Source organism: Gemmiger formicilis (genome assembly GCF_018784445.1).
In the GTDB taxonomy this organism is placed as follows: Bacteria; Bacillota; Clostridia; order Oscillospirales; family Ruminococcaceae; genus Gemmiger.
Genome location: NZ_WQOH01000026.1, coordinates 74,196 through 97,219, shown reverse-complemented (window position 1 = coordinate 97,219; position 23,024 = coordinate 74,196). Strand labels below are relative to the sequence as shown.

The 23,024-nt window shown below is 43.9% G+C and carries 18 protein-coding genes; 2 read left to right on the top strand and 16 right to left on the bottom strand.

Annotated features, from left to right (window positions below):
• Positions 1 to 135, top strand: a 135-nt coding sequence (locus GPK89_RS09495) for a DUF4368 domain-containing protein (RefSeq protein WP_215691481.1), incomplete at its 5' end; no start/stop codon positions are given.
• A gap of 84 nt (positions 136 to 219) precedes the next feature.
• On the opposite strand, the gene GPK89_RS09490 is transcribed toward GPK89_RS09495, so the two are convergent.
• The 6 genes from GPK89_RS09490 to GPK89_RS09465 form a co-directional block, all read right to left on the bottom strand.
• Complete coding sequence (locus GPK89_RS09490) at positions 220 to 936, bottom strand: hypothetical protein (RefSeq protein WP_215692613.1); 717 nt, start codon at positions 934 to 936, stop codon at positions 220 to 222.
• A gap of 567 nt (positions 937 to 1,503) precedes the next feature.
• A complete protein-coding gene (locus tag GPK89_RS09485) occupies positions 1,504 to 2,688 on the bottom strand; it encodes a tyrosine-type recombinase/integrase (protein WP_215692612.1) in 1,185 nt (394 codons plus the stop codon).
• 123 nt (positions 2,689 to 2,811) lie between these two features.
• On the bottom strand, positions 2,812 to 4,155 hold the full coding sequence (locus GPK89_RS09480; protein WP_215692611.1) for a relaxase/mobilization nuclease domain-containing protein: 1,344 nt from the start codon (positions 4,153 to 4,155) through the stop codon (positions 2,812 to 2,814).
• Positions 4,142 to 4,411 carry a plasmid mobilization protein gene (locus GPK89_RS09475; protein ID WP_215692610.1) on the bottom strand — a complete coding sequence of 90 codons (270 nt, stop codon included), beginning with the start codon at positions 4,409 to 4,411 and terminating at the stop codon, positions 4,142 to 4,144. The genes GPK89_RS09480 and GPK89_RS09475 overlap by 14 nt, the downstream gene beginning before the upstream one ends.
• Positions 4,408 to 5,583 carry an AAA family ATPase gene (locus GPK89_RS09470; RefSeq protein WP_215692609.1) on the bottom strand — a complete coding sequence of 392 codons (1,176 nt, stop codon included), beginning with the start codon at positions 5,581 to 5,583 and terminating at the stop codon, positions 4,408 to 4,410. Before GPK89_RS09470 ends, GPK89_RS09475 begins: the two co-directional genes overlap by 4 nt.
• A 750-nt stretch (positions 5,584 to 6,333) precedes the next feature.
• A complete protein-coding gene (locus GPK89_RS09465) occupies positions 6,334 to 6,570 on the bottom strand; it encodes a helix-turn-helix domain-containing protein (RefSeq protein ID WP_215692608.1) in 237 nt (78 codons plus the stop codon).
• Positions 6,571 to 6,750: 180 nt separating this feature from the next.
• Here GPK89_RS09465 and GPK89_RS09460 point away from each other — a divergent pair, with 180 nt between their 5' ends.
• A complete protein-coding gene (locus tag GPK89_RS09460) occupies positions 6,751 to 7,317 on the top strand; it encodes a helix-turn-helix domain-containing protein (RefSeq protein WP_215692607.1) in 567 nt (188 codons plus the stop codon).
• A gap of 232 nt (positions 7,318 to 7,549) precedes the next feature.
• Here GPK89_RS09460 and GPK89_RS09455 read toward each other — a convergent pair whose 3' ends face one another.
• From GPK89_RS09455 to GPK89_RS09410, 10 genes are read right to left on the bottom strand one after another with little or no spacing between them, the layout of a single operon-like run.
• Complete coding sequence (locus tag GPK89_RS09455) at positions 7,550 to 8,548, bottom strand: helix-turn-helix transcriptional regulator (RefSeq protein WP_252261608.1); 999 nt, start codon at positions 8,546 to 8,548, stop codon at positions 7,550 to 7,552.
• A gap of 10 nt (positions 8,549 to 8,558) precedes the next feature.
• Complete coding sequence (locus tag GPK89_RS09450) at positions 8,559 to 9,686, bottom strand: cysteine desulfurase family protein (protein ID WP_215692606.1); 1,128 nt, start codon at positions 9,684 to 9,686, stop codon at positions 8,559 to 8,561.
• Positions 9,687 to 9,696: 10 nt separating this feature from the next.
• Positions 9,697 to 9,900 (bottom strand): hypothetical protein, encoded by a 204-nt coding sequence (locus GPK89_RS09445; RefSeq protein ID WP_215692605.1) that lies wholly within the window; start codon positions 9,898 to 9,900, stop codon positions 9,697 to 9,699.
• Positions 9,900 to 11,357: a BREX system Lon protease-like protein BrxL gene (brxL, locus tag GPK89_RS09440; protein ID WP_215692604.1), complete on the bottom strand. Its 1,458-nt coding sequence runs from the start codon at positions 11,355 to 11,357 to the stop codon at positions 9,900 to 9,902. Before brxL ends, GPK89_RS09445 begins: the two co-directional genes overlap by 1 nt.
• Positions 11,358 to 11,369: 12 nt before the next feature.
• Entirely contained in the window at positions 11,370 to 13,532 is a 2,163-nt protein-coding gene (pglZ, locus tag GPK89_RS09435) for a BREX-4 system phosphatase PglZ (RefSeq protein ID WP_215692603.1), read from the bottom strand.
• A gap of 1 nt (position 13,533) precedes the next feature.
• A complete protein-coding gene (locus GPK89_RS09430; protein WP_215692602.1) occupies positions 13,534 to 17,733 on the bottom strand; it encodes a hypothetical protein in 4,200 nt (1,399 codons plus the stop codon).
• Between the two features lie 13 nt (positions 17,734 to 17,746).
• Positions 17,747 to 19,546 (bottom strand): phosphoadenosine phosphosulfate reductase family protein, encoded by a 1,800-nt coding sequence (locus tag GPK89_RS09425; protein ID WP_346344850.1) that lies wholly within the window; start codon positions 19,544 to 19,546, stop codon positions 17,747 to 17,749.
• Complete coding sequence (locus GPK89_RS09420) at positions 19,543 to 20,025, bottom strand: hypothetical protein (RefSeq protein ID WP_215692601.1); 483 nt, start codon at positions 20,023 to 20,025, stop codon at positions 19,543 to 19,545. The genes GPK89_RS09425 and GPK89_RS09420 overlap by 4 nt, the downstream gene beginning before the upstream one ends.
• Positions 20,026 to 20,029: 4 nt before the next feature.
• Positions 20,030 to 22,204 carry a hypothetical protein gene (locus tag GPK89_RS09415; RefSeq protein ID WP_215692600.1) on the bottom strand — a complete coding sequence of 725 codons (2,175 nt, stop codon included), beginning with the start codon at positions 22,202 to 22,204 and terminating at the stop codon, positions 20,030 to 20,032.
• Between the two features lie 5 nt (positions 22,205 to 22,209).
• Positions 22,210 to 22,413 carry a helix-turn-helix domain-containing protein gene (locus GPK89_RS09410; RefSeq protein ID WP_215692599.1) on the bottom strand — a complete coding sequence of 68 codons (204 nt, stop codon included), beginning with the start codon at positions 22,411 to 22,413 and terminating at the stop codon, positions 22,210 to 22,212.
• Positions 22,414 to 23,024 lie beyond the last annotated feature (611 nt).

The window sequence follows — 23,024 nt, the reverse complement described above, 5'->3', positions numbered from 1 at the left end:
CTTACCCCTACTCTGCTGCGGGAGTTTGTAGAGAAAATTGTTGTGCATGAGTGCAGCTATGACGAGAACAAGACCCGCAGACAGGACATTGAGATTTATTATTCTTTTGTTGGCAAGGTGGACTTGCCCGAATAACCGCCCGACCTATCCGACACAATGCGCAAGTGCCGGATAGGAACGGCAAAATTTTTTACCCTTCTATTGCTTCTTTATCACACATCAATAAATATTCATATCATCAATCACAACATGGTCACACGCCGCAGGAACCACATGCCAGGAAGGACCGTCTACAGCAGTAAAGCCTTTTAAGAGTACATTATTACACCACTTGGCATAGATAAAGAAACGGTGTGCATTACTGTCCGGCAGATGCCAGCAGGCTCCGTTGATAATTCCGTTTCCTACAATGGAAATATTGTCACAATGGTCTGCGTATACACAACCTGATACAACAGCACCTTCCTCTATGTAAACCGTATCATTGGACTTTAAGGTAAGAACTCCTACATTATATACCTTGCCCTTTTCAAAGCAGATGGTGGTATCTGCCGGCTTCTCAATCCTGTGCGAGCAAAGCACAAACAATGCATCATGAAGACCACCATCTGTCTCTACAGTAAACTTTCTCGGTTCATCAAGATGGATATGGACTGTTTCTCCTTTTACAGAAGGAACTATGCCAAAGCTGGACGGACGGATTTCAAGTTTTTCATATGGTGTATGGATTGAAATCTCCAGATCATACGCTTCGTTATCTACTACTACAACATAGTCAAACGAATCTGTATGGTATACCACACGCTCTGTTCCATTGCAGGTAACACTGTATTTTGTTGATTTTTCCAATTCATCTACAGATTTCAAAATAAATCTCGGTTCCTTGACCGGGTCCGGATTAGGATAATAAATCAAATCATTTTCAAAATCCTTCATATCTCTTTTCTCCTCGCTCCATCATAAATACTTATGATTCATACTGCCTATAATCAATTACCAGAGCTGTTATTTAATTCTTCGTCAGTTAATTATACTATTGCAAGTATAGCAAATTTTAATAAATATGTCATCTGTTATTTAACATATTTCGCGAAATGCTTCACGATTCGTTATGATGATCTTATTTCCATTCCCTATATACATTCTATCATTCTTTCAGTACGATAGTCTGTACTTCAATTCCTAAAGTTCCCTTTAATCGTCTGTCTAATCGAACTCAACGAAATCAGGTGACCGTGCCTTGGAAGGACGGCATAAAACAACTACTAGATAGGTTGAAAGCAGTCGACTACATAACAAGCCACACCGAAAGAACAGCCACACAGCAAAATGATGGTTCTAGACAAGACGAGAAATCGAATAGAAGCGTATATATTGTTAGAATCAAGGTATTAAAGTAAACTTTGTTAACGTATTCGATTTTACACCCCAAAACTAAAAGCAAACAAAATCACCCCGGCATCCGTCCTTACTCGGACAGATGCCGGGGTGTGCCGTTTTACCTCACCATTCTTTTACGCTCGGCGCTTTCGGCAGTGTCAGCGTGTTTGCCATCGTCTGGGCGCTCAGGTTCTTGGATTGCGAATCCAGATGTGCGTAAATGTTGGCTGTGGTGGAAATATCGCTGTGGCCCAACCACTCTTGAATCTGCTTCATCGGTACGCCCTCTTTCAGCAATAGACTGGCGCAGGAGTGACGCAAATCGTGGAATCGGATCCTGCGCAGACCGTTCTCTTTCAGCAACTGCGGAAAGCCTGTTGTCACGGAATCTGGCTGGATCAGATTTCCCATTGCATCCACAAATACATAGCCGAGGTACTCTTGATTATAGCAGTTGCCGCAGATTTTCTGGTTATACTCCTGCTGCTCTTTGACGGCTTTTAAGCGCTCCGCAATCGGATCTACCAGCGGCAAGGTGCGCAGACTGGATTTTGTTTTGGCTCGGTCAGCTTCTACCAAAATTTTCTTGCCATCAATGCGGGTGCTGGTCACGATGTGGCGAATGGTCAGCGTCTTGGCTTCAAAGTCGATGGCCTCCCACCGCAAGCCCATCACCTCGGCACGGCGCAGTCCGTAAAAGGCTGCAAGCTGGATGATAAGTTCCAGCTTATGGCCTTGGGCGGCTTCAAAGAGCTTTTCCATTTCCTCGGCGCTGTAATAGCTTGCCATGAACGCTTGCGGCTTGGGGCGGTCCACCTTGTCCACCGGGTTGCTGGCTATCAGGTCGATGCGCACGGCGTATTGCAGCGCCTTGTGCAGGTTGGCGTGGAATCGCAGGATAGAGGTGTTTTTCAGCGTTTCCGCTTCGTGCAGATAAAAGCTCTGAATCTGGCGCGGCTGTAACCCTGCCAGCGTTACGCCCAGCGGTTCAAAGTAGGGAATGATGTGCTTTTCCACATTGAAGCAATAGGACGAGTAAGTAGTTTCCGTTACGGCTGTGCGCATCATTTTCAGCCAGTACCGCATATAGTCGCTGAATGCCATATCCGGGCTGAGTTCGGACACCTGACCCTTGGGAATCGTGAAATCCTTTCGCGTATCCGCCAGCATTTTTTCGGCGCGTTTCTTGTTGCCCTTGACGGGCAGCCCTGTGCCGATCCAAGGCTGACGGCGTTTCCCCGCCGAGTCCGTGTAACTCAGCACAATGTAGAAAAAACCGTTCTTTTCCTGTAAGCGTCCTGCTACCATAGGCATCTCTCCTTTTTTAAGTTGCTGCATTTTGGGTTCGGTACAACGATACCAGCAATCCCGCCGGAAAGCTATTCACAGAATTGCACAAGAACCGTCCTGCGCATTGGGTGCAAACTGACATCATTCGCGTTCCTGCTCCCGCCTGCGGCGGCGCGGTCTGGGATGTTGCGGCATTCTGTTTTCCCGGTCAATACGGTTGGATTCGCGTGTGCGTTGAATACGCTTGATTGCTCCCTCTGCAATCTTGTCCTCTTTGCGGAGTTCCGCAATCTTGCAGGTCAACGCCATGCGTTGGTCAGCCAACTCCGGCGGAGCATCCTTTCGGCGCATCTGCTTGACGATTTCCGCCCGCTGCGCGGCAAGGGTTTCCATCTGCCGGGACAAACTCTTGCGGTAGTCCACGATCGCCTGCAAAGAGGGAAACTTGTGGTCGTGAACGAAGGCGTGTTCTGCAAGGATTCTCTCAGTGTCTTTCCAGATGCGCTCCAACTCCGGGCGGTTGATGCGTGGCTGCTGTTTCTTGGGTAGAATACCCAACTGATAACAGTAGTACAGATACAAGCGGTGCATCTGGGATTCCCCAAAGAATACCTCGAAGAAAATCTGGAGAACGCTTCTATTTTCCGTAGGACGATACCGTTTTGGCGCATACTGTCGGGGCGGGTGTTTCAACTCATACAGCCTTGGTCCATACAGCAGGTAATTTCCGCGCAGTCGGTCATCTATGGCAGGTAAATCGTATTCTTCTCCCAGCCTATAAAGGCGCACGGCTCGACCGCCATCCCGCGCCCGGATGGTTGCATACTTTCGGTTGGGGTCGCTGCCGAAAATGTACCCTTGCCGATACAACGCCCTGTGGAAGTCCTCGGCAGTGCTGGCATCCTCACAGGCTTGGTCGATGGCTTCGCGCATCCGGGCGTACCGTGCAGGTTCTTTTTCCCTTGGTTGTTCCACTACCGACAGGCCGTACTCCCGGCACAGCTTGTCGGATGCCGCCCGGAACTCAGCGTATTGGCTGCGGAGCTGCTCGTATTTCTTGCCGTCTACATACGATACAGAATTGATAACGAAGTGGTTGTGCAGATTATCCGTATTCATATGGGTAGCGACCAGCACTTGGAAACGCTTGCCCCAGACCTTGCGGGCCAGCGCCACGCCGATCTCGTGGCACTGCTCCGGAGTAACCTCCCCTTCGCGGAAACTCTGGTAGGCGTGGAGCGCCACCACGCCGTCTGTTTTACCAAAGCATTCCTGTACAGCCCGCATATCTTCCCACGCATGGTCTGCCCTGCAATGGATGCCGGTGACAAGCTGGGCGCTCTCGTTCAGCTTGGTCTTGGCATCGTTTTCTGCGTAGTGCAGCGTCTGGGCAAGGGCATCGTATTCGGTTTTGTCCGGGTTGGCCGCATAGTCAAGGACGTGCTGCAGGCTGTCCTTTATTGTCCAAATCTTAGTTACCGCCAATGAGCAAATCCCTCATGCGGTCGGTCTGGGCGTTGATGGCTGCCCCTTCCCGTGCAGAACAGTTCTCTGCAATTTCATCCAGTTTGTCCAATACATTAAATACCTCCTTGGGCGGGTGTCCGCCCGGTTCATATCCCAGCGCCCGCTGGCGTAAATACTCTGAGAGTGACAAGCCGCACTTCCGAGCCAACATCGTCACCTTTTTCTTTTCAGTGACGCTGACGCGGACATTGATTCCAACGCTGCGTTTTCTCATGCGCCAGCAGCCTCACAGGGGTTCGGGGCTGGCCCCGTAGGCTTTTCGGCGGGTTGCCCTGTGGCAACACTTCGCCCATGCTTGCTTCCCTCAAGCGACCTTAATGACGATGCTGACGATGCTGACGATGTTTGTGGGATACCCCAGTGGAACAACTCCGATATATCAATATCATCGTCATCACCGTCATCATCGTCATGGAAGAACTCAAACAGACGTTTTTGCTCCGTGCGGGTGTACTTATACTCGATACCGCGAGGGCTGAATATATCGCGGGCATAGTGCGCCATCTTCCGGGTGAACTGGTTAGGCTTCACATCAGAAATATTCGCTGCAACAAGCAATTCCGTAGCTGTACCCTGCCATTTTCCGACCGAGTCAATGTAGTCTGCAACTTTCCAAAGGTAGTCAGGAATAGCTTTCAACGCCTGCTGTTCTGCGGTTTCTTCCTCATCCAACGTCCAGACGCAGTTTTCTTCGCGGATATGCAGCATTTTCTCGTCCATATCACGTCCAATTACACGAATTGTCGCGGTTTTACTCATGCGCTGACGATGCATGAGCCATGTCGTATCCGCCACGCCCATAATGCCCGTTGAACCGGAAATTTGGTCGTAGGGGTCTGACGATGATTGCTTACGCAAATGATGCACCAGCAGGATGCAGATGCCGTACTTGTCGGCAAGTTCTTTTAATGCCCCAATATCCTTATAGTCATTGGCATACATACTACCATTCTGGTCGGCTTTTCGCACCTTTTGCAAGGTATCGATGACGATGAGGCTAATATCAGGGTAAGCATGGATGAAACTGACGATTTGTTCCTCCAATCCCTGCCCAATTCCGTGACTTTCCGTCTGCAGAATGAGCCGTTCCGGGTCTTCTTCTGCATCGACAAGCTGGTAAAGGCGTTCTTGCAGACGACCCAGTGTATCTTCCAGCGAGAAATAAAGCACGGTTCTCGGTTCTGTTTCACGCCCCCACACAGATTTCCCCTGCGAAATCTGCAAGCAGAGCCAAAGTGTCAGCCAGCTTTTGCCCGTCTTGCTGGGACCGGCAAAAATTGCCAACCCTGCCGGGAGCAGACCGGGGATAATCCATTTTACAGGCGGAATCGGCGTTGCAAGCAGTGCGCCGGCGGTAATGGTTTTCGGTAATCTTGTGGAAGTCATTCACATCATCCTTTCTTGTTTGGTATATATCTATTATCTCATAGTATCGTAATTTTGTGCGTAGTAAGTTTTACTCTCTAGTATTAAGTTGTACGGCTCACGCCGCCCCACAGCCCCACAAACGCGCCAAACTGCGGGTGTTCTGGCTGTTTCGTATCCGTGTGCTGCGTGTGGCATCTGCCCCACACCGGACGGATTTGGGCAGTTACTGCGAGTGAATCAGAACTGATTCACTTTTATGCCTTTCCCTCTGAATTGTGAATCAAATCTGATTCACTCCCAATAAATTATCCGAAAGTATACTGTTCTGATTCACTACTTTTACTGGGCTGGAAAAAGTGAATCCGTTCGGTACACTTTCGGGATAACATTTCGATTTACAGCTGCATTTGCCCACCTTGCCCCAGCTGTGGGGACGATTCGCAAGGCTGCCGTTCGGCTGCAACGGCATCATGGGTATTTTTACCCCAGCCAGGTTCTCTGCCTGCCGCCCTCATTGTGTGAACTGTGACTGGACGGAAGTATCTTTACGACCACATCTGTCATTGCGCTCCACTCCGCCATGGGGTGTTTATCAGAGATTGAATCGCTCGTGCCCGGTGGCAGTCATGGCGCGTACTCTGTCTGCGCTGCCGTACTCGTAAGTTGACGGCAATGCGGTGAATGTACCTTGCTTGTCGGATATGCAGTTTTCAAGGTGCCGAATCTATTTGAGACGGGGAGGTGCTCTTGCCAAAATCAAGGTCGCTCCTACGCGCTCACGCGCTTCTGACCGCACGGACGCTTCAGAACATAGTCAATGACATTGATTTTGGGAATCTTGTAAGCGTTTGCCAGCCGGATGCAGCTGATTTCGCCCTCCCCCAGCAGGTCATACGCCGCGTGGCGGCTGATGCCCAGCATGGCTTGCAGATCCTTGACCGTTACAATGTCCGGGTACTCCGCAAACATGAGCTTGTACATTTCTCTGATTTCTTTACAATCCATTCGATCACCATCCTTATATCAGTATTTTACATTCGCATGCAAGCGAAGTGTACATATAAGATACTTCGCTCACGAGCGAATGTCAATAGAAGTCACAAAAAATTCATTTTTCGTTTTTTCACTTGCGCTTTCATGTTATGGTGTGCTACAATAGAGAAAATTTATTGGAGGGCTTTTTTCATGGAAGTAGGTCAAAAAATCAAACTAGTACGGCTTCATAGAGGTTTGACACAAAAACAACTGGGTGACCTTCTCAATCTTGGGGACGGCGGCGCAAATCGAATCGCGCAATATGAAATAGGATACCGTGTTCCCAAGCCATCTCTACTAAAAGAAATCGCAAAAGTTTTGGATGTCAAAGAAGAAACATTTTTCGTGAGCGACAAATATCTCTTAGACATCCTGCGGACAATTATGTGGTACGATTTTGAACATAGAAGATCTTTCAAACTGGCTGAAGTCACGCTTGATGCTTCGATTGCGCCGATAGAAAGTAAAACCATCGAACTGTGCGGCAACGCCTGCACCACATGGGGTGACTCAATCGCACCAGCACCCGCAACAGTACTATGGATGAATGTTCCACTCGTCAATGACCTCATGCGGGAGTGGCTTACCCGAAAGCAGGAACTTGCCTCCGGCACTATTACAAAGTCCGAGTATCTCGAATGGTTGCTCCAATGGCCGGCATCCTCCGACATAGCCGGGAAGCGCGAACCGAAAAGACAATGGAGAAAAGCCAAATAAAAGGTATCACCGCATTCCATAACCATCCATAAATACATACACAAAAAAGCACACATGACCAAGTCCGCTGAAAAATCAGATGGATTTGTGTCGTGTGTGTCTTTTCTCGTTATAGATAACTTTGAGCCGTGCCCTTATTTTAGGCTGCTATTCATTTTCCTTTTTATAGTAATATGCCTGCTGTTCCAGTAAAACATCCAATATTTTATTCACGCTTAAAAGCGTCTGTCGGTCACAATGTACCAGCCGAACACGATACCATGTTCATTGCTGACATTACCATTTCCCCGTATCGCTTTTTAACGCTTTCAGGTCCCTTGATTTGTACTTTCCCTTCAAAGCCAAATATCCAGTTGAAAAAGACTTTACCCACAGCAATTTCCTCGATTACGCGGAAATTCTGAAGATCACCTGCATATGTTTGAACGTCCGGTCCGAAGCGGTCAATAATAGCATCCATTACACTGTTATCGCAAAGCAATTCAACTTCAACACGAGGAGCGTTATACATCCTGAATGTCGTTTTAATATATTTGCTTACATCAAAACCAACAGCCTGTGGCACGGCTGATTCGTCCAAGATGTATGGGCACGCCGCGATTCGATCTACTCTATGGCTGCTAATGGCTTGGTACTTGTCAGAATAGCCTACAACATAATAGTTATCTCCGTTCCATACAAGCGAGTAGGGGCTAATAGTATAACGCTCTCCGCCGTGGTGCAGAATGCGTTCCTTCCTAATGTTGTACTCAATCTTTTGAAAGGAAATCTTTTTTCTCTGGTTAATTGCATCGTTTATTGCGTCAATAATATATAGCGTTTGTTTGTTCTCAATCTTGTCCCGCCCATCTACGATCACATTTCTCTTCAGTTCGCTCGCTTTATGGCTGCCAGCAAGGGATGTGAGTTTCTTGATAAGTTCATTGCTTTTTCCTTCTGTAATAAGCTTCGATGATGCAACAGCATCAATTATTGTTTTTAGCTCTTCGACTTCAAACTCCCTCTCAATAAAGCGATACTGGTTCTGTGCAGACCGGCGTTCATCGATAGTGTAACCAGCCCGCTGCAGAACTTCAATGTCGCTTTTTAGTGTTGTGCGATGAGTCTCAAGACCATACTCCCTCTTTAAGATATCACAAAGCTGAGTAGTGGTTAGATAGTTGTCCTCATCTGTACGCTCTTTTAGAATTTGAAGGAGAAATAAAGGTCTGAGCTTTGCATCTATATCCATATTTCGCCTTTCATTTTTTCAGAATTCTAATCAAAGATTCTGCAATTATATTCGCTTCTTCAAAAGTGTTTTCTTTGCCAAATGAAATCCGAATCGTTCCTCTGGCATAATTATCTTTCAGTTTGATTGCTTTTAAGACATGGGAGATTTGCGTACTAACACTATTGCATGCAGAACCAGTTGATACACATATTCCCATCAAGTCCAAACGATGAAGAATAGCTTCTCCGTCTGCATCTTTGAATGATACGCTGATATTCCCAGGAATGTGATTCTGGGCACCGTTTCTCACAAAATCGAGCCCCGATTCCCTTAAGCGTTCAAGCAGAGTATTTTCAAGTTTTAGTATATGTTCAGCATTTTCGTTTAACGCGCAGCAACTGATTTCAAGTGCTTTTGCCATACCCACGATAGAAGCAATATTTTCAGTTCCTGCACGCATTCCGAATTCTTGAGCACCGCCATCGTTAAGAGGCCTCAATTCAACGCCTTTTCGGATATAAAGAAATCCAATACCTTTAGGGCCGTTAAATTTGTGCGCTGATGCGGAGAGCATATCAATACCCATCGCCTTCACATCTATGGGAGTATGTGCAATTGCCTGAACTGCATCAGTATGAAAAATCGCACCATGGGAATGGGCAACTCTAGCCAATTCTGCGATAGGTTCGATTGTTCCTATCTCATTATTTGAGAACATGATAGAAACAAGCCTTGTTCTATCGGTAATTACGGCGCTCAGCTGTTCTGAAGCCACAGTTCCTTCCGAATCAGGAGATAAGTAAGTTACTGGATAACCATGCTGTTCTATGGATGCGCAAGCATTTAAGAGAGCATGATGTTCTATTGCCGAAGTAATGGTTGCACATTTATCTGGATCCGAAAAGGCAGAGCCCTTTATAGCCCAATTGTCACTTTCCGTCCCCCCAGAGGTGAAGTAAATTTCCTCAGGGAGAGCATTGATACACTTAGCAATTATTTTTCGTGATTCAGCAAGTACTTTTTTAGGTTTTCGTGCAAATGCATATGGCTGAGAAGCATTACCATACTCATCTGTCAGCCACGGAATCATTGCGTTGAAAGCTTCTTTATTCAGTTTTGTTGTGGCCGCATTATCGGCATAGATAAATTGATTCATAGGTGTTTCCTCACTTGAAGAGGGTGCAGCCTTCTTCTTTAAACTCTTCAATTTTTTCCAGCAGCTCGTCCACTGTGCAGCCTAAATAGTCTGCAAGGCAGTCAATACAAAAAAACTCTTTTGCATTTTTATCAATTAGTTTTTTCGTAGCGCCAATTTCATCCTTAGTCAGATTCGCTTTGAAGCATATTTTACAGGAATGTGATTTTGCCATTAGTTTATCTCCGCTACTTTGAAAGCTGGAATATCTTTTCCGCGATATTCGCTGTCCATTATTCCAAGCTGCATTTTAATCGTTGCTCGCATATTACACGCTCTGCGAAGGCAATATCTGTTGAAATCGCGGCTATCAATATCTTCCGGCTTTCTGACATTGGGAAATAGAAGCTTTAAATATGCCGTAGTAATTCGTTTTACAGCTTCCGTATCTCGGGTATCTGCTCCGGCAGGAACAATAACTAAGGTATCAACAATAGATCTATAGGTTGTATCATCCCGTAATTCGTGAAGAATCGAGCAGAAATATTCGGAGTTAAGGGCCCATCCGGATATCTTCAAATCATCATTCATCCTAGGAATATTCCAGCCTTTGATAAATCCGTGAAATCTTTCTATAAGTGCTGATTCATGGAATACAGCCGGGAGTTCACGAAACATATCCGTAGTTCCGTCGTTATCCATGGTTTCCTTTGAAATGTTTCCGCATAGAATGACGCCGGATGAGGCTGTACCCTCATAATTACCAACTGTGAATACACCGGACTCCAAATATCCCTTAAGAGCCGCACGCATTTCATCAACATCGGTAAATGAAATTGTTTGAACTTCATCGAGCGTTATAAAGTCGTTCCCTGAAACAAGACCCTCAGTGCGTTTAGAAATGTCATAGAACATCTTGGCTCGAGACATTACACCACCACTTGAAAGCCAACCATAACGGCTTACTCTGCCAAAGAGGTACGATTTCCCGGTGCCTTTAGGTGCAAGTTCAATCAAATTAAGCCTTTTCTCAACAAAAGGCAGAAGGCGCGTCAACATTGTGAGCTTTTCTTCAGGGGTGCTGTATCCTGCCGCATTATAATCAACTGCACCGAGCAAGATATCAATCCACTCTTTAATATCAAATTTAGAACGAACCGTTTTGTAGTACTCGGTATCGATTTCATAGGGACAAAAATTTCTAAAACTAATAAGTCTGATCTTTCCGGGAATATGCGGTGTTACGGAGTCATCAGGCAGCCGGTATCCCAGCTCAATCATGCCCCAGACTTCATGTCCACTTATTAGCTGCTCCTTATAATCAAACCATACATCATCCTCGATTATGGTTTCTTTCGTAGAAAGTCCGAAGTCTGGAAGAGTAAAAGAAACCTGACCACTGCGAATATCAACCTCGATAGAAATTTTGGCTAGCATTCTTACATGTTCATTGTCTTTTACGATACGACTTTTTATTGCTGTCCAGTCATTTTTCTTGGGTATATATTTTTTTACGAACTCTGTGAGTTGTTCATTGTCAAAATGTCCCTCTTCATCAGCAAACTTTCTGAGAAGCCAGTCTCTTGTGAAAGAAGGTAGACTGAGAGCAGAGAAAAAGTTGCTGTTTTTAAGGTCTTTATAGACAACCATCTCATCGAAGTAATTTCTTAATTTTCTTGTGGTTTCGTCCATAGCAATTCCCCTTTAAATAAAGAAATCATCTTCAACTTTGCTATTCTTTTCGCCACTACGTTTCTGAATATCAAAGCCAACTTTTCCGATTATGGAATCGGAATCCAATACTTCGGCCGTATAGGGTCCGGATATTTTATGCTTATTCAGGACAAAACGATATTTAACGTCGCTGACCTTTTCTGCTTCATAAGTCACATTCCCAACACGCAGTCTCATCTTATCAACATTCGCTGCACAGAATAACTCCAGAACAGGATTTTCGTTATAGCTGGACCAAACTGTTGGGGTTAAGTTCTCCATTGTAATCGAGGGATCAAGCAGTGTAAGCTCTATGACAGGCACAATAACTTCTTCAAGTGTGGCACCACCATGAACTTCAACACTTGCCTTCCTGCCGCCACCAAAGCGATCATAATTTGCCAGCACCCAGAACCCATTTTCTGAAGTTGCAGAATCCGGCCTTTCATCTGTTTCACTTAGTGGGCAGCATCTGCCAGAATGTTGCCCGGTTGTATCCAACATCGTATGTTTACTTTGGTGTTCGTTAATTACAGCTAAGCGGCTTGCACCATGATCTGAAGCAATGATCACTTTTCTAACTTCTTCTTGCAGCAGCAGACTTTTAGCCCTATACAATGCGTCTTTTATAACTTTCAACTCGGCCACTATGTGAAGAGGCAGTTTACCATCACCGCCACTTTCGTAATTAAAACGGTCTTCACCTTTGTGTTTGATGTCATCCAAACGCTTCGTCTGCTGCTTTGGCCCTTTCCACTCGTCATAGAAAGATCTGTTTTTACTTGTCAAAGTAGGGAGAACAGCACGACCAATTTGTACATCCAGCTTCAATCCGATTTTGGCGCAAATGCGTTGAATGTAACCTAGAAATTCAACACCCAAAGCATCAATCCAAATCATGCCGTTTTTACCGTCATTGTACTGTTCAACAAGTGAGCCACGTGTTGGCAACACATTATACTTTCTGTTACCGTCTAAGGCATATTTCTGCACTGTTTCAAGGAAGGTGCCTGAAACCCTGTTTAATAGTTTGTTCGCCTTGTATTCCTGAAAATATTCAGTAAAAAGTTCGCCATTTTTGCAACCGAAAGCATACTTACATAAGTAATCATCCAACTCAGGGAAAATTGTGGCTATTTCTTTGGGAACCGTGCCAAGAGAAACAATTTCCTTTATTATCTCGTACTGTTCCTCTTCTGTATTATCTGTAAGGTAATATATTCTCTGCGACTCGCGTTGCTTTGACTTTGCAAGATACGAATTGATTTCCATATCTTGCGCAGCCTTCAGCAGTTCTTTTCTTTGAGGATAAAGTACGCTGTATTCCTTGCTCTTCGGAGAATATGAGAGAATCAAATCGAACAGATTCTTCTTGTATGCCGAATAATTCACAGAAGTTGCCACAACTGCTCGCAGATAATCATTAGCTTCTGATAAGTTCATTTTATACTTGAGATATGCTCTCCAACTTGAGAGCTCATAAGAACCGGAAATGTCCGGATTCTTCAAAAACTCACTCCACTGCTCGTCATCCAAGCAATTTCTAGGAAGTTCAAAATGAATATCTTGTTCGCGTATTGCATCGTAAGCAGAGGAAATCTTTCTTGTTGGAGCGACATTCAAGCTCGTTTTTACATATACATTGCCGTTAGCACCGTCCTCGAGCACAGCAATAAGATTCTTATACCCTTTGCACAATTGTGATCCGATAGGAAATTCGGCTGAAATTACAGAAAAGTCAAGCTCGGAATCCACACAACAGAAACGTCTTGCGTTGAATTTACGATCTGCATTGTTAAGTTTTGAGAGTTCCTGTTTTATTCCTCTGCATAATACAACGGTTTTAGGCGAGGGGAGATTTTTTAAGCGGTATAGAATGTCGTTATTGCCTCCGCAGGTAATATATTCTCCGACACCTAGAATCAGCTTTCCATTGTGTCCTTCCTTAACCGCGTCAAGAAAACCGTCGAGATCAGGATACGCGTCTGCACTGCAAAATTCACTGACCTTGATTTTCTTTAATGATACGAAACAATGAAGAAGGACCCGATACTCATCGCTCCCGCTTACAGAGACAAAATACGGATATATGTTATCGCTGCTTAAGTATTCGCTGACATTCTTTACGGCCTCATCAACGGCAATTGATTTCATATCAAATACCTTCCTTGCTGATAATTGATATACCTACTTCAACATCCTCCTGGACGAGTTTACGCAAGTATTTTTTTGCCTCTTCAGCGTCCATTTTATCAATTCGTTGCATGACAACAGAGTTACCACCGGCTCTGTATTTGGAATTGGCAAGTTTTTCGATTTCGGCAGATACAGCGGGATCACCATACCATGAATAAGGCGCCTTCGGTAAAACCTTTTCCAAGTGGTCTCTTACTGCGTCCAAATCAGTCAGTATTGCATAGTACTTCTTTACGATTACGCGAATAAATGCTGTATCTATTTTGGATTTATCCGAAAGCGAGGCTATAAATCCTGGATTGGTCTTCAGATAACTCAGTGCATCGGACACCTTGGAAGCTTCTGTGTTGGGGTAATTTATGGCATCAAATAGTTTAAACGCATTTACTTGCTCGTCTGCCGAAACCATGACCCTTATAGGTGTACGGTTCTTTTCGCTCCATTCAAAAGCGTTCTTGGTGCCTGTTTTTTCTTCCCAAAGCTCAAGCAATCTGAAGCGTTCTTGCTCGCTTCGAACTTCATCAGAAATTGCGGAAACGTTCTTCTCAAATGTAGACTTGTCATCGGTAAACGAAGAAGCCGGCAACTTGTTGTATATTTTTTCAACTTCTGTATCGTTGAAACCGACTAAGTACAGAGAATAAGTCGCTTTAAAAATTGCAATTTTTTCTTCCTTCAACGCGGAAATGGCAGAAGCCTTTTCAGTGATTTCTGCAAGGAATTTCTCATGTTTTTCATGAGAAATCTCTCCATTCTCGGCGATGTCTTTCAGACAGCCGATGAAATACATGAGCTCAGGGCATTTTGCGGTGATTACACTTGCCGGAGACTTAATATAACGTGTATAGTCCTTCCATGCCTGCATGCAAGAGAAGAAGGATGCTGCCTTTATTCCCAGCTGAATGCTTTGGAGAATAATCTTGTAGTCAACGAGTAGCTTCCGCAACTCCTCCAATCCGGTGTCCATATTCCAAAGCCATGTTGCTTCACCAGAACCGATTTGCTTTCTAACATCGGTCATAACATCAGGAATTCCTATGGCCTTTGCACAGGTTAATAACTGACCTCCTTCAAAATCATGAAGGAATTCTTCCATTGCCTTATATCCGTTTTCTGCTGTTAAGAGCCGAGTTAAATTGTTGATGGAAGAAGGTACTGCAAGAAGCATTTTACCCATTTGACCGGCAAGAGCCGGTACATTCCCGCCGTTTTGCGAATTCGATATTTCCGCAAGCTTGTCAATAAATCCTTCCAAGCCGTTTGTGTCGATAACTTTGAAGCACCAGATGGGATAGCCGATGTCTCTCAGCTTGATTCTGACTTTTGAAGCGGCCTGTTCTACGGAAAGATTTTCTGCAATGCCGAACGCCTTGGCTGCAAAATCAACAAAGGCCTTCTGGTCGGGCGTCATTATTTCAATGTACTTCTCTTTGTAGTTTTTTATCGGAGAAACTTTATTCTTAACATACTCTCCGATGTCGTTCCCGAGTTCCTCAGCGGTCATTTTGCCACCGTCATCACCCGCAGAACCGACACCATATCTGTATGGCTCATCAGAATAATCACTCAGAAGAAATCCCGCAAGGTATGCATACATTGCGCAAGGCATAAAGCCTTCCTTCATCAAATAATCAAAGATGTCACTGATAGCGATACGAACATCCTTCTCAAAAACTCCATCTATAAGGGCTTTTACCTTCAGTTTGAGCTTGGAGATGCTCAGATACGGCTTGGCTTCCTCAAAATGCTCAATTCCAAGCGCATCTCCGAGCATAGCCTTTACATACTTTTCCTGGAAAATGCCGGGTCGTGTGAAGTCAACGGTCTTTGCCATAGCAATGCCTTTTTTAGCAGCATCAGCAAACTTTGCATCGGTAAAGAACTGATCAGAAACATTGCAATTGTCAAAAGACAGAGGGTAAACTTTCAGTACGACTGCTGCAAGCTTTTCTTTGAGAAGGGTCATGCTGGGAGCATTTTCTTTAAAGCCCGTCCCAAAGTAAACCGTGAATTTTCCTCCCGCGATATCATTCTTCCAGTCTGCAAGCGTACGTTTAACATCTGTTTGTTTATTGTCGGCAAGACGTGGATCTTTCGGTCTCCAGTACTCCGTTTGAGCAGCAACACTAATCCACTGTTCAAAACGATCTGCACCCATAATATTAGATGTGGCATCAATGAAGATGATATCGGCATAAGCAGAATCCTGTACTGCTTCGGCTATTTTCAGGCGAAGGGTTATTTGTTCTTCCTCAGTTCTAGCGATACAAATTACCGCGTTGAACTTGTAGGATTTAGGCATATTGTTTATCTTGTTGATTGTGACTTTGAAATTATCTACCGTTGCATACTGAAAATTGTATCTTGCACGCAAGGCGGAATTAAAGGTAAATGCCGATAACAAATCGCCGTCATCAATGAGTTTGGCGGTTTTTGTTTCTTTGCGAAGGCGATCCTTAATTGCATCAATCTGTACCTGATCTCCGGCAATGGCAGAGGCGGCAAATTCTTCAACAGAACCGTTTGTGTCGATATAAAGGATCTTCTTTTGAACGAGTTGATTTCTTGCAATATTGATGGCACGGTTGTTCTCCATAGAATCATCGCCCTCAAATGCAAGTCCAAGGTTCTGCGCTGTTGGACGCAGCAATTCCACGCCGTTGTTCATTTTTTTGCTAATTGCCTGCATCATAAGGACAGCTTTAAGAACACGCTGTTCCTCACGGTTCAGTTTGGAAGCGTTGCTAGGATATGTATCAAGAATAGTAGCAATAGCAATATCCAGATTACTCTTGCCTTGTGTATCTGAGTTTTCATCTCCGCCTTTTTCATAGAAGAAATCCCACAGATAATCTATCGTAAGAATTTCATTGTCTTCGGGGGAATGATTCTCAATAAACCACTGAAACGCATGCAAATCATTAGACTGGCTATTTTTAATAAAGTTGAACATGCTTCTCTGGTTAGAAGCAAAGTTCTTAGCAAAGTGCTTGAGCAAAAGAGCCGCCATAGGATGAATGGGGAAGATTCCCTTCATCACATCGTCGTCTACCTTTACAAATTCACATACCGCCTTTCTGGAGGAAGGCATGTAGCTTGTTAGCTCGTCGGCGAAATCTTCGTATTCATCTTTCGCGACGTCTTTTATCTTCATTGCGTGCTTAATAAGCCTGAACGCAACGTTATCCGGCATTTCAATTGTTTTATGTACAAAACGGTCATAGACAATGCTGAAAGCATCTTTTGTTTTCTTGTCCGAATCCGAGAAGAAAGAGCCCGCCATATGCGTTACAATAATCATGTAAAATGGCTTATGGTTTGCAAGCTCCGCCAAAGAATGGAATACATCCAAAGCAGTCGGGTTATTCTTAAAGAAGGAGGAAAACTCGTCCCACAGAAAAACGATTGCCTTTAATTGATTGCTCTCGATGATGTCTGTGAGCCAGTCCTTCAAATCCTGCATTTCAATATTGAACGGTTTAATACCTTTTTCTTCGCCGATACGCAGAATATCAGTGAGGAGGGCATCCGAACTGGCAGAAGGATTGTTTAACTGTGCAATAATCTCATCGGCGTTTTTGCCGCTTAAGCTGCCCAGAGAGCGATATTGCGGCATAGAAATAATAGCGTTGAAATATGCCTTGTTAGCATCATCTGAAAGCCACTGGACAACTTTACCACGCAGTGTTTTGTTGCCGTTATATGCAATGCCTGCCTTATCAAGTGCATCAGAAACGCTGTCAAATACGGCTGTGATAAACTTCTTGATTGTGGTAATTTCACCGCTGTTGTAGCGGAACACAGTGACAATTTTCCCTGACCTTTGTGCGAAAAGCTTATCCTCTAGATCCGGGACTTTTTTGAATTCGTCGTGATTCTTTTCAAAGTAGTCACGAAACTCCTTTTCGGAGCATTCCAATAAATTCTTTAGCGCCCACACAACTCTGGACTTACCGGTGCCGTATGAGCCCTCAATCCAAATACCTTTTCGGAGTTCAGAGTTTTCCCTGCTGAGCATACGCTCTACAGAAGAAAGCAGTTCGACAAAGGTTTCATGAGGGTAGGTATATTGCCATTCATTGCCCGTGTTTTTCACAGAATCAGGGTTAATTTCCGGATAGTAGTTTTTGTCTATTTCAAAATACTCACTGTATTTCATACATGTTCACCTCTTAAAACAGATCGATCACATCTGCGGATGTGTGATAGTCTCTCAGTGCTATCTTCTCCAAATCGTGTGTAAAGTCTGCATCAATGAAGTCATTGTATTTTGCGGAAAGACCTCTGAGCATTGCTTCCATCTCGTCCCGCTCAAAGCCGAAGATCTTTACCGGGCTGATGCCTACGGAATCTACATTTACATCCATCAGTGTACTCAGATTGAACTGATAATAGCCCTCACAAGCCTCAGCATATCTATACAAGGCATAGAGAAGAACAAGCTCACTTGACAATGTGCTCTTGCAGCGTCGCAAAGAGGAAAGCTGACGTCCGGAATTCTCTGTCGTCCCGAAATTAATGACATAGCCTAATGGGATTTCCGTCAATCTCTTAAATGCCTTGAGAATGGATTTTGCATCCTTTGGACTGATTTCAGCTTCAACAAGTTTATCCTCAAGGTACTGACGCGGAAATGTCTCGTTAATCGGCATATTATCGATATACCACTTTATTTGCGGATTCTGATAGGCCAGTTGGACAAGTATTAATCCCCACGCTTCCTCCGACTCCCACCCTAATCGTGTTACAACATCGTAAAACGGGGTTGTTTTGTTTTTCTCGGCCAGTTTCGCATCCAATAAAAACCGTTTGAACATGCTAATCTGCATTGGGCCTAGTGTATTATCTGTAAAGAACTCAGTCCCTTTTTCAAAGAAAGCCTGGATCCATTCAATTTTGGGAGCATGGTCCGCAAACGTGTTTATGCTCTTCATTACTCTCCCTCCGTTTTTTGGCAACTGCATAGAGTGATAAGCCAAGCAGCCATCGTCTATATTATGACATTGCTTACAGTGCAAACAATTTGTAATCGCCAATCCATCTTTAAAGGAAATACACCCGTTTCTGCAATTTGCTTCGCAAACCCCACACTTTACACAGTATGCTGCTTTGTGAAATACCTGTTTGAAGAGCTTGCATTCGCTACTTTTATCGTATTGCTTTGGAACGGAAATTCTAAATCCGTTACTTATCTGCTCAACATTATATTCAAAGCTGACTTCGCCAAGCGTCTTTATCCATTCATGCCAATCAGTTGATGGATTCCTAATTGTGATAACAAGGTCGTCTCCGATGATCTCTTCAGTGTACTTCGTTTCATTGCCAATAATATCTCTTCCGTTTTTTCGTTCGATCCAGCCCCCGTTTGTTATATAGGTACCGATATTTTCATCGGCAATAGTATCTCTAATAATATCAGTATACTTATCTATCTCGTTCTTATAGCAAAGATATCTAAAGCTATCAGATTTACCGCCACCCATCGGGCAAAACAGACAGCCTGCTCTGGAGTTTCCTTTTTTGTAGGTGTTATTAATCGGAAGGTTATGCGAAAAGATGTACAGCCAAATTTCCGCAGATGTCCATTCCAATATCGGGTTATGGGAATACTGTCCTTTCTGCTTCTTACCGAAATTTTCCTCGTCATAAGTGGCACGAGTGGCACTTTCATGTGCTCTTACTCCGACAAAGTCCATTCCCACATAGTCGTTCTTTCCCAAAACCTCACGGATTTTGAGCGTCTGGGGTGCGGCCTTGTGAACAGTGCAGCACCAGCGAAGAACTCTGGAGGGAGGTCCGAACAGACGCCAGCTTTCTTCCGGTTCAAAATGCGATGCGGCGCGGTAGAAGTTTATGCCCTCCTCTTTGCACTGCTTCTCGACAATATCAACCAGATCATATGTGTCTGGAAATTCCATCTTTGTATCACCGAATACAACCATATAGCTACTTCTCGGCAGTGCTTTTTTCACAAGCTCAAGAAGTACAATGCTGTCTTTGCCGCCGGAAAAGGCAACATGGAAAAATCAAGTGATTTTTTTCGCCGTTTATATACATCATAGATTTTTTTAACGGTTACCTGTTCTATAATCGCAAGGGCATCCCTGTTTGCTTCTACCATAGCAGGAATGTCAATTTTCTCTAGAATTGTTCCATTGGGAATTACACGAACCTTTTCTCCATTCATTTCTTTCATCGCAAATTCCAATGTGGGCTTTTCGTAAAGGGAGCCGCCCTTTGTATTGAAAATGACCTCTCCCCTATAGATATAGCGGGCAGCTTCAGCCCACATATAAGGAACATCCTGTTGCTTCTCATATATCAGGTAATCATCAACGCCTAAGTAGTCAAGTTCCTGTGCATAGACTGGTCGTGGCTCTTTTGAAACAAGTGAAGTTGTATCTGTGAGCATTATGCCGCCGGTTTTGGCATCGTATTTGTATTCGTACAAGGGATTATTCCTCCTTGAGTCTCATTTCCTGAGCTGTCGCTAAAACCTCATTGAGCTTACTCCTTCTCAACCAGTATTTATGGGCAGAGAAGAAATCTCCAATCGTTTTGTCCGTCAACTCCAATCCGCTATCTGCAGCGGTTTTTGCAAGCAGAGATGTGTAGTTGTCAAAAGTCATGTGAATCGGGTATATCGCACCGATAATATTCTGCTTTGCAGGACCGCCCATTGAACGGAATTCTTTGCTGCAATGACTACAAAAACTGTCAAGCAGAAAAGAATTCCACGGGAAGCCCTCAACATAGGGAAAGGAAGTAAAACTTTTAATGTCAGCCAAAGGGAACACACTATTTTGAACATACATCGAGATTGCGTAGTCGGTCGCCTCAACATCAAAAGGAACCATATCGTTATGCACAAACGTTTCTTTGTTAACTCTAATCATGTTGTCAAAAGCAGCGCTTAATCCGTATGTGAAGCGACCACTGATATCCCGTTCATAAGCTTCTATCTCATTAACGGATATCTGCTCGTGTTCTAGGCAAAACTTCTTCATCACATCATATACTCGGATTTCCGCGCCTTTTCTCGTGATAATTGAGCGCTTCCTATCATAATCTTCTGATAGATGTCTATCAAACAGGAGCGTCTGCAACGCAGAAGCATTGATGCCGGGATTCATGCATTCACTTTCATAAACATCAATGCTGCCAAGCTTGGAAAAGTTGTTTTCGGTTATATCTTCTTCTATACTTCTCCGTGCAGCTTCAATATCGTTTTTTGACAAACATATTTTTCTGGAAAGTGCATATACTTCGTCGCCCATAGAGACGAACTCAGAGCTTCTAGAACAGGTCAAACGAATTTGATAAAGGTCAACATACGGCAAGCGACTTTTTATCTCATGGTAGTCGATATATATATCATCCCCGTATGCATGAATTATGTCATCAACCAAAGAGTCGTCCTTTGAAAAGCACGCATATGCCTTATAGAAGAACATTTCGGGTACAACTGCCTCAAGTACCGTTTTTAACATCGCTGCCGAGAAAATCTTATCCGCAGAAAGCTGTTCTGAAAAAGTATTGTACAGTTCTTCGTAATACACTAAACGATATTCTTTCTCTCGAATATTTTCGATTGACTTCCTAAGAAATTCCTTTGTTTCCTTAGAAAGAACATATATCTTGTCTTCATATTCCAATCCTATCTGAAGAGCGAGTGCATCAAGATTTATATTGTCTGGGAAATCTTTTCCTGTAATACTTTTATAAGAAGCTGCAAATTTCTTTCTTGCAATTTGCGATGACTTGCGAAGGCCATTCGGAAAGATGTCAGAAATGATTGTCCCCGCAATTGAAAGCAACTCGGATGGAAAAATGGCCTGAATATTTTGAATTTTACTTTGAATTTTTAAAAGCGATTGCTTTTCGTCCTTATTATCCTTGGTATAGGTGATATTGACATCCTCGTAACTTGTACCACAGATATCTAGTATAGCTTTTATATTTATAATGACTGTGGTTGCGGATATGTTTAGTTCTACATATCTGTCGGGAGCAAATTCACCCGGAGAACGCATTGAAGAAATAGAACAATGATTCCCAACAAGCGGAGCAGAGGCTCGGCCATACACTTTTCCAACTACACTATCAATTTCATTTGGATAATCACCGTAGAGTCTTTTGAGAAGTGCTATATAAAGGCCGCGCCATTTAGGTCGGATTAGTATTGTCTGCCCTTTATACGTGAGACTGTTTACACATGCAAACGACATGTCCGAGCAATCATTAAAATCTACAGCAAATACGTTTGTATCATTTAGGGCATGTTGGGCAATGTCATGTTCAATCATATATCTTGCTTCCTTGAGCAGTTCCTGAAATCTGCTGTAATGATTTCTATACAAGCTTACTGTTTCTTGAAACAGCTTAGTTGCAGGAACATAAATTTTTCGACCCCTATAGGCAGAATCCATGTTTTGCATTTGATAAGATATACCGTTTTCATTTCGAAAACCCTCATCAATCTTTCGCCCTCGATGTATGGCCATGGCTCGTAAGTCTGCCGAAACACGCCTGATAATATAGGCTTTTGGTTCACTCTTTTTGCAAGCTAAGAGATAGCCGCTTAAAAGTACTACGGATTCGTATATATCCCATTTAGGCTGGCTATTCATACAGCTTAGTCCTCGATTATCTCAACAACATCCCCGATATCACAATGGAAGATACCGCAAAGAGTCGCAATCTCTTTTAGGGACACGTACTCGTCCTTGGTAAATTGTCCCATCATGTATTGACTGAATCCGGCAGCTTGAGCAAGATCGCGTTTTGTCATTTTATTGTTCTTCATCATTTTCCAAAGTCTGTCATAGCTCACACGCATAGCCGATCGTCCTTTCTTATTTATCCCAGTCTGGGTGCAAACATTCCCATTTTTACAGTCTAATAATAAACATTCTATCACAAGGATTCGAATAATTCAATGATATACAGGTGTTTTTCGCATTTTTTTTGCGAGTTGTCGCTTCTGGTCGACATTTAAGTGCACCTAAAAATAAAGGGGGCAAGTTCGTCTTTGAACCCGGTTTACAGATTCAGCACACCGTAGCCGAGAATTTCATAATGGCCAATCGGGCACTGATTCACGCGGCAGTTATCGCCGGAGTTACCCTAGATAGTGTAGGCGATACCGTTTTTGACCTTTTTGACGATACCAACATGATTGTCCTGACCGTCCTACATATCGAGCTGCCCTTGCTAATCCAATCGAAGAAGATAATCATCCATGGCGAGGCCTCCATGGAGTTATCCGCCCACTGCCACACTCTTGAAACAAAAAACAGTAGCAATAATAGCGAAAAAATTCTCCTAGGAAAAACCTCTCCGCTTCTTTCTCGGAGAAGGATTTTTCATCTTCTACTTCCAAGCGGCTAGTTTCTTTAAATTCATGGCAGAAAATTTGGGCTTCATCCAGTTGGTGACCTAAGCAAAGCC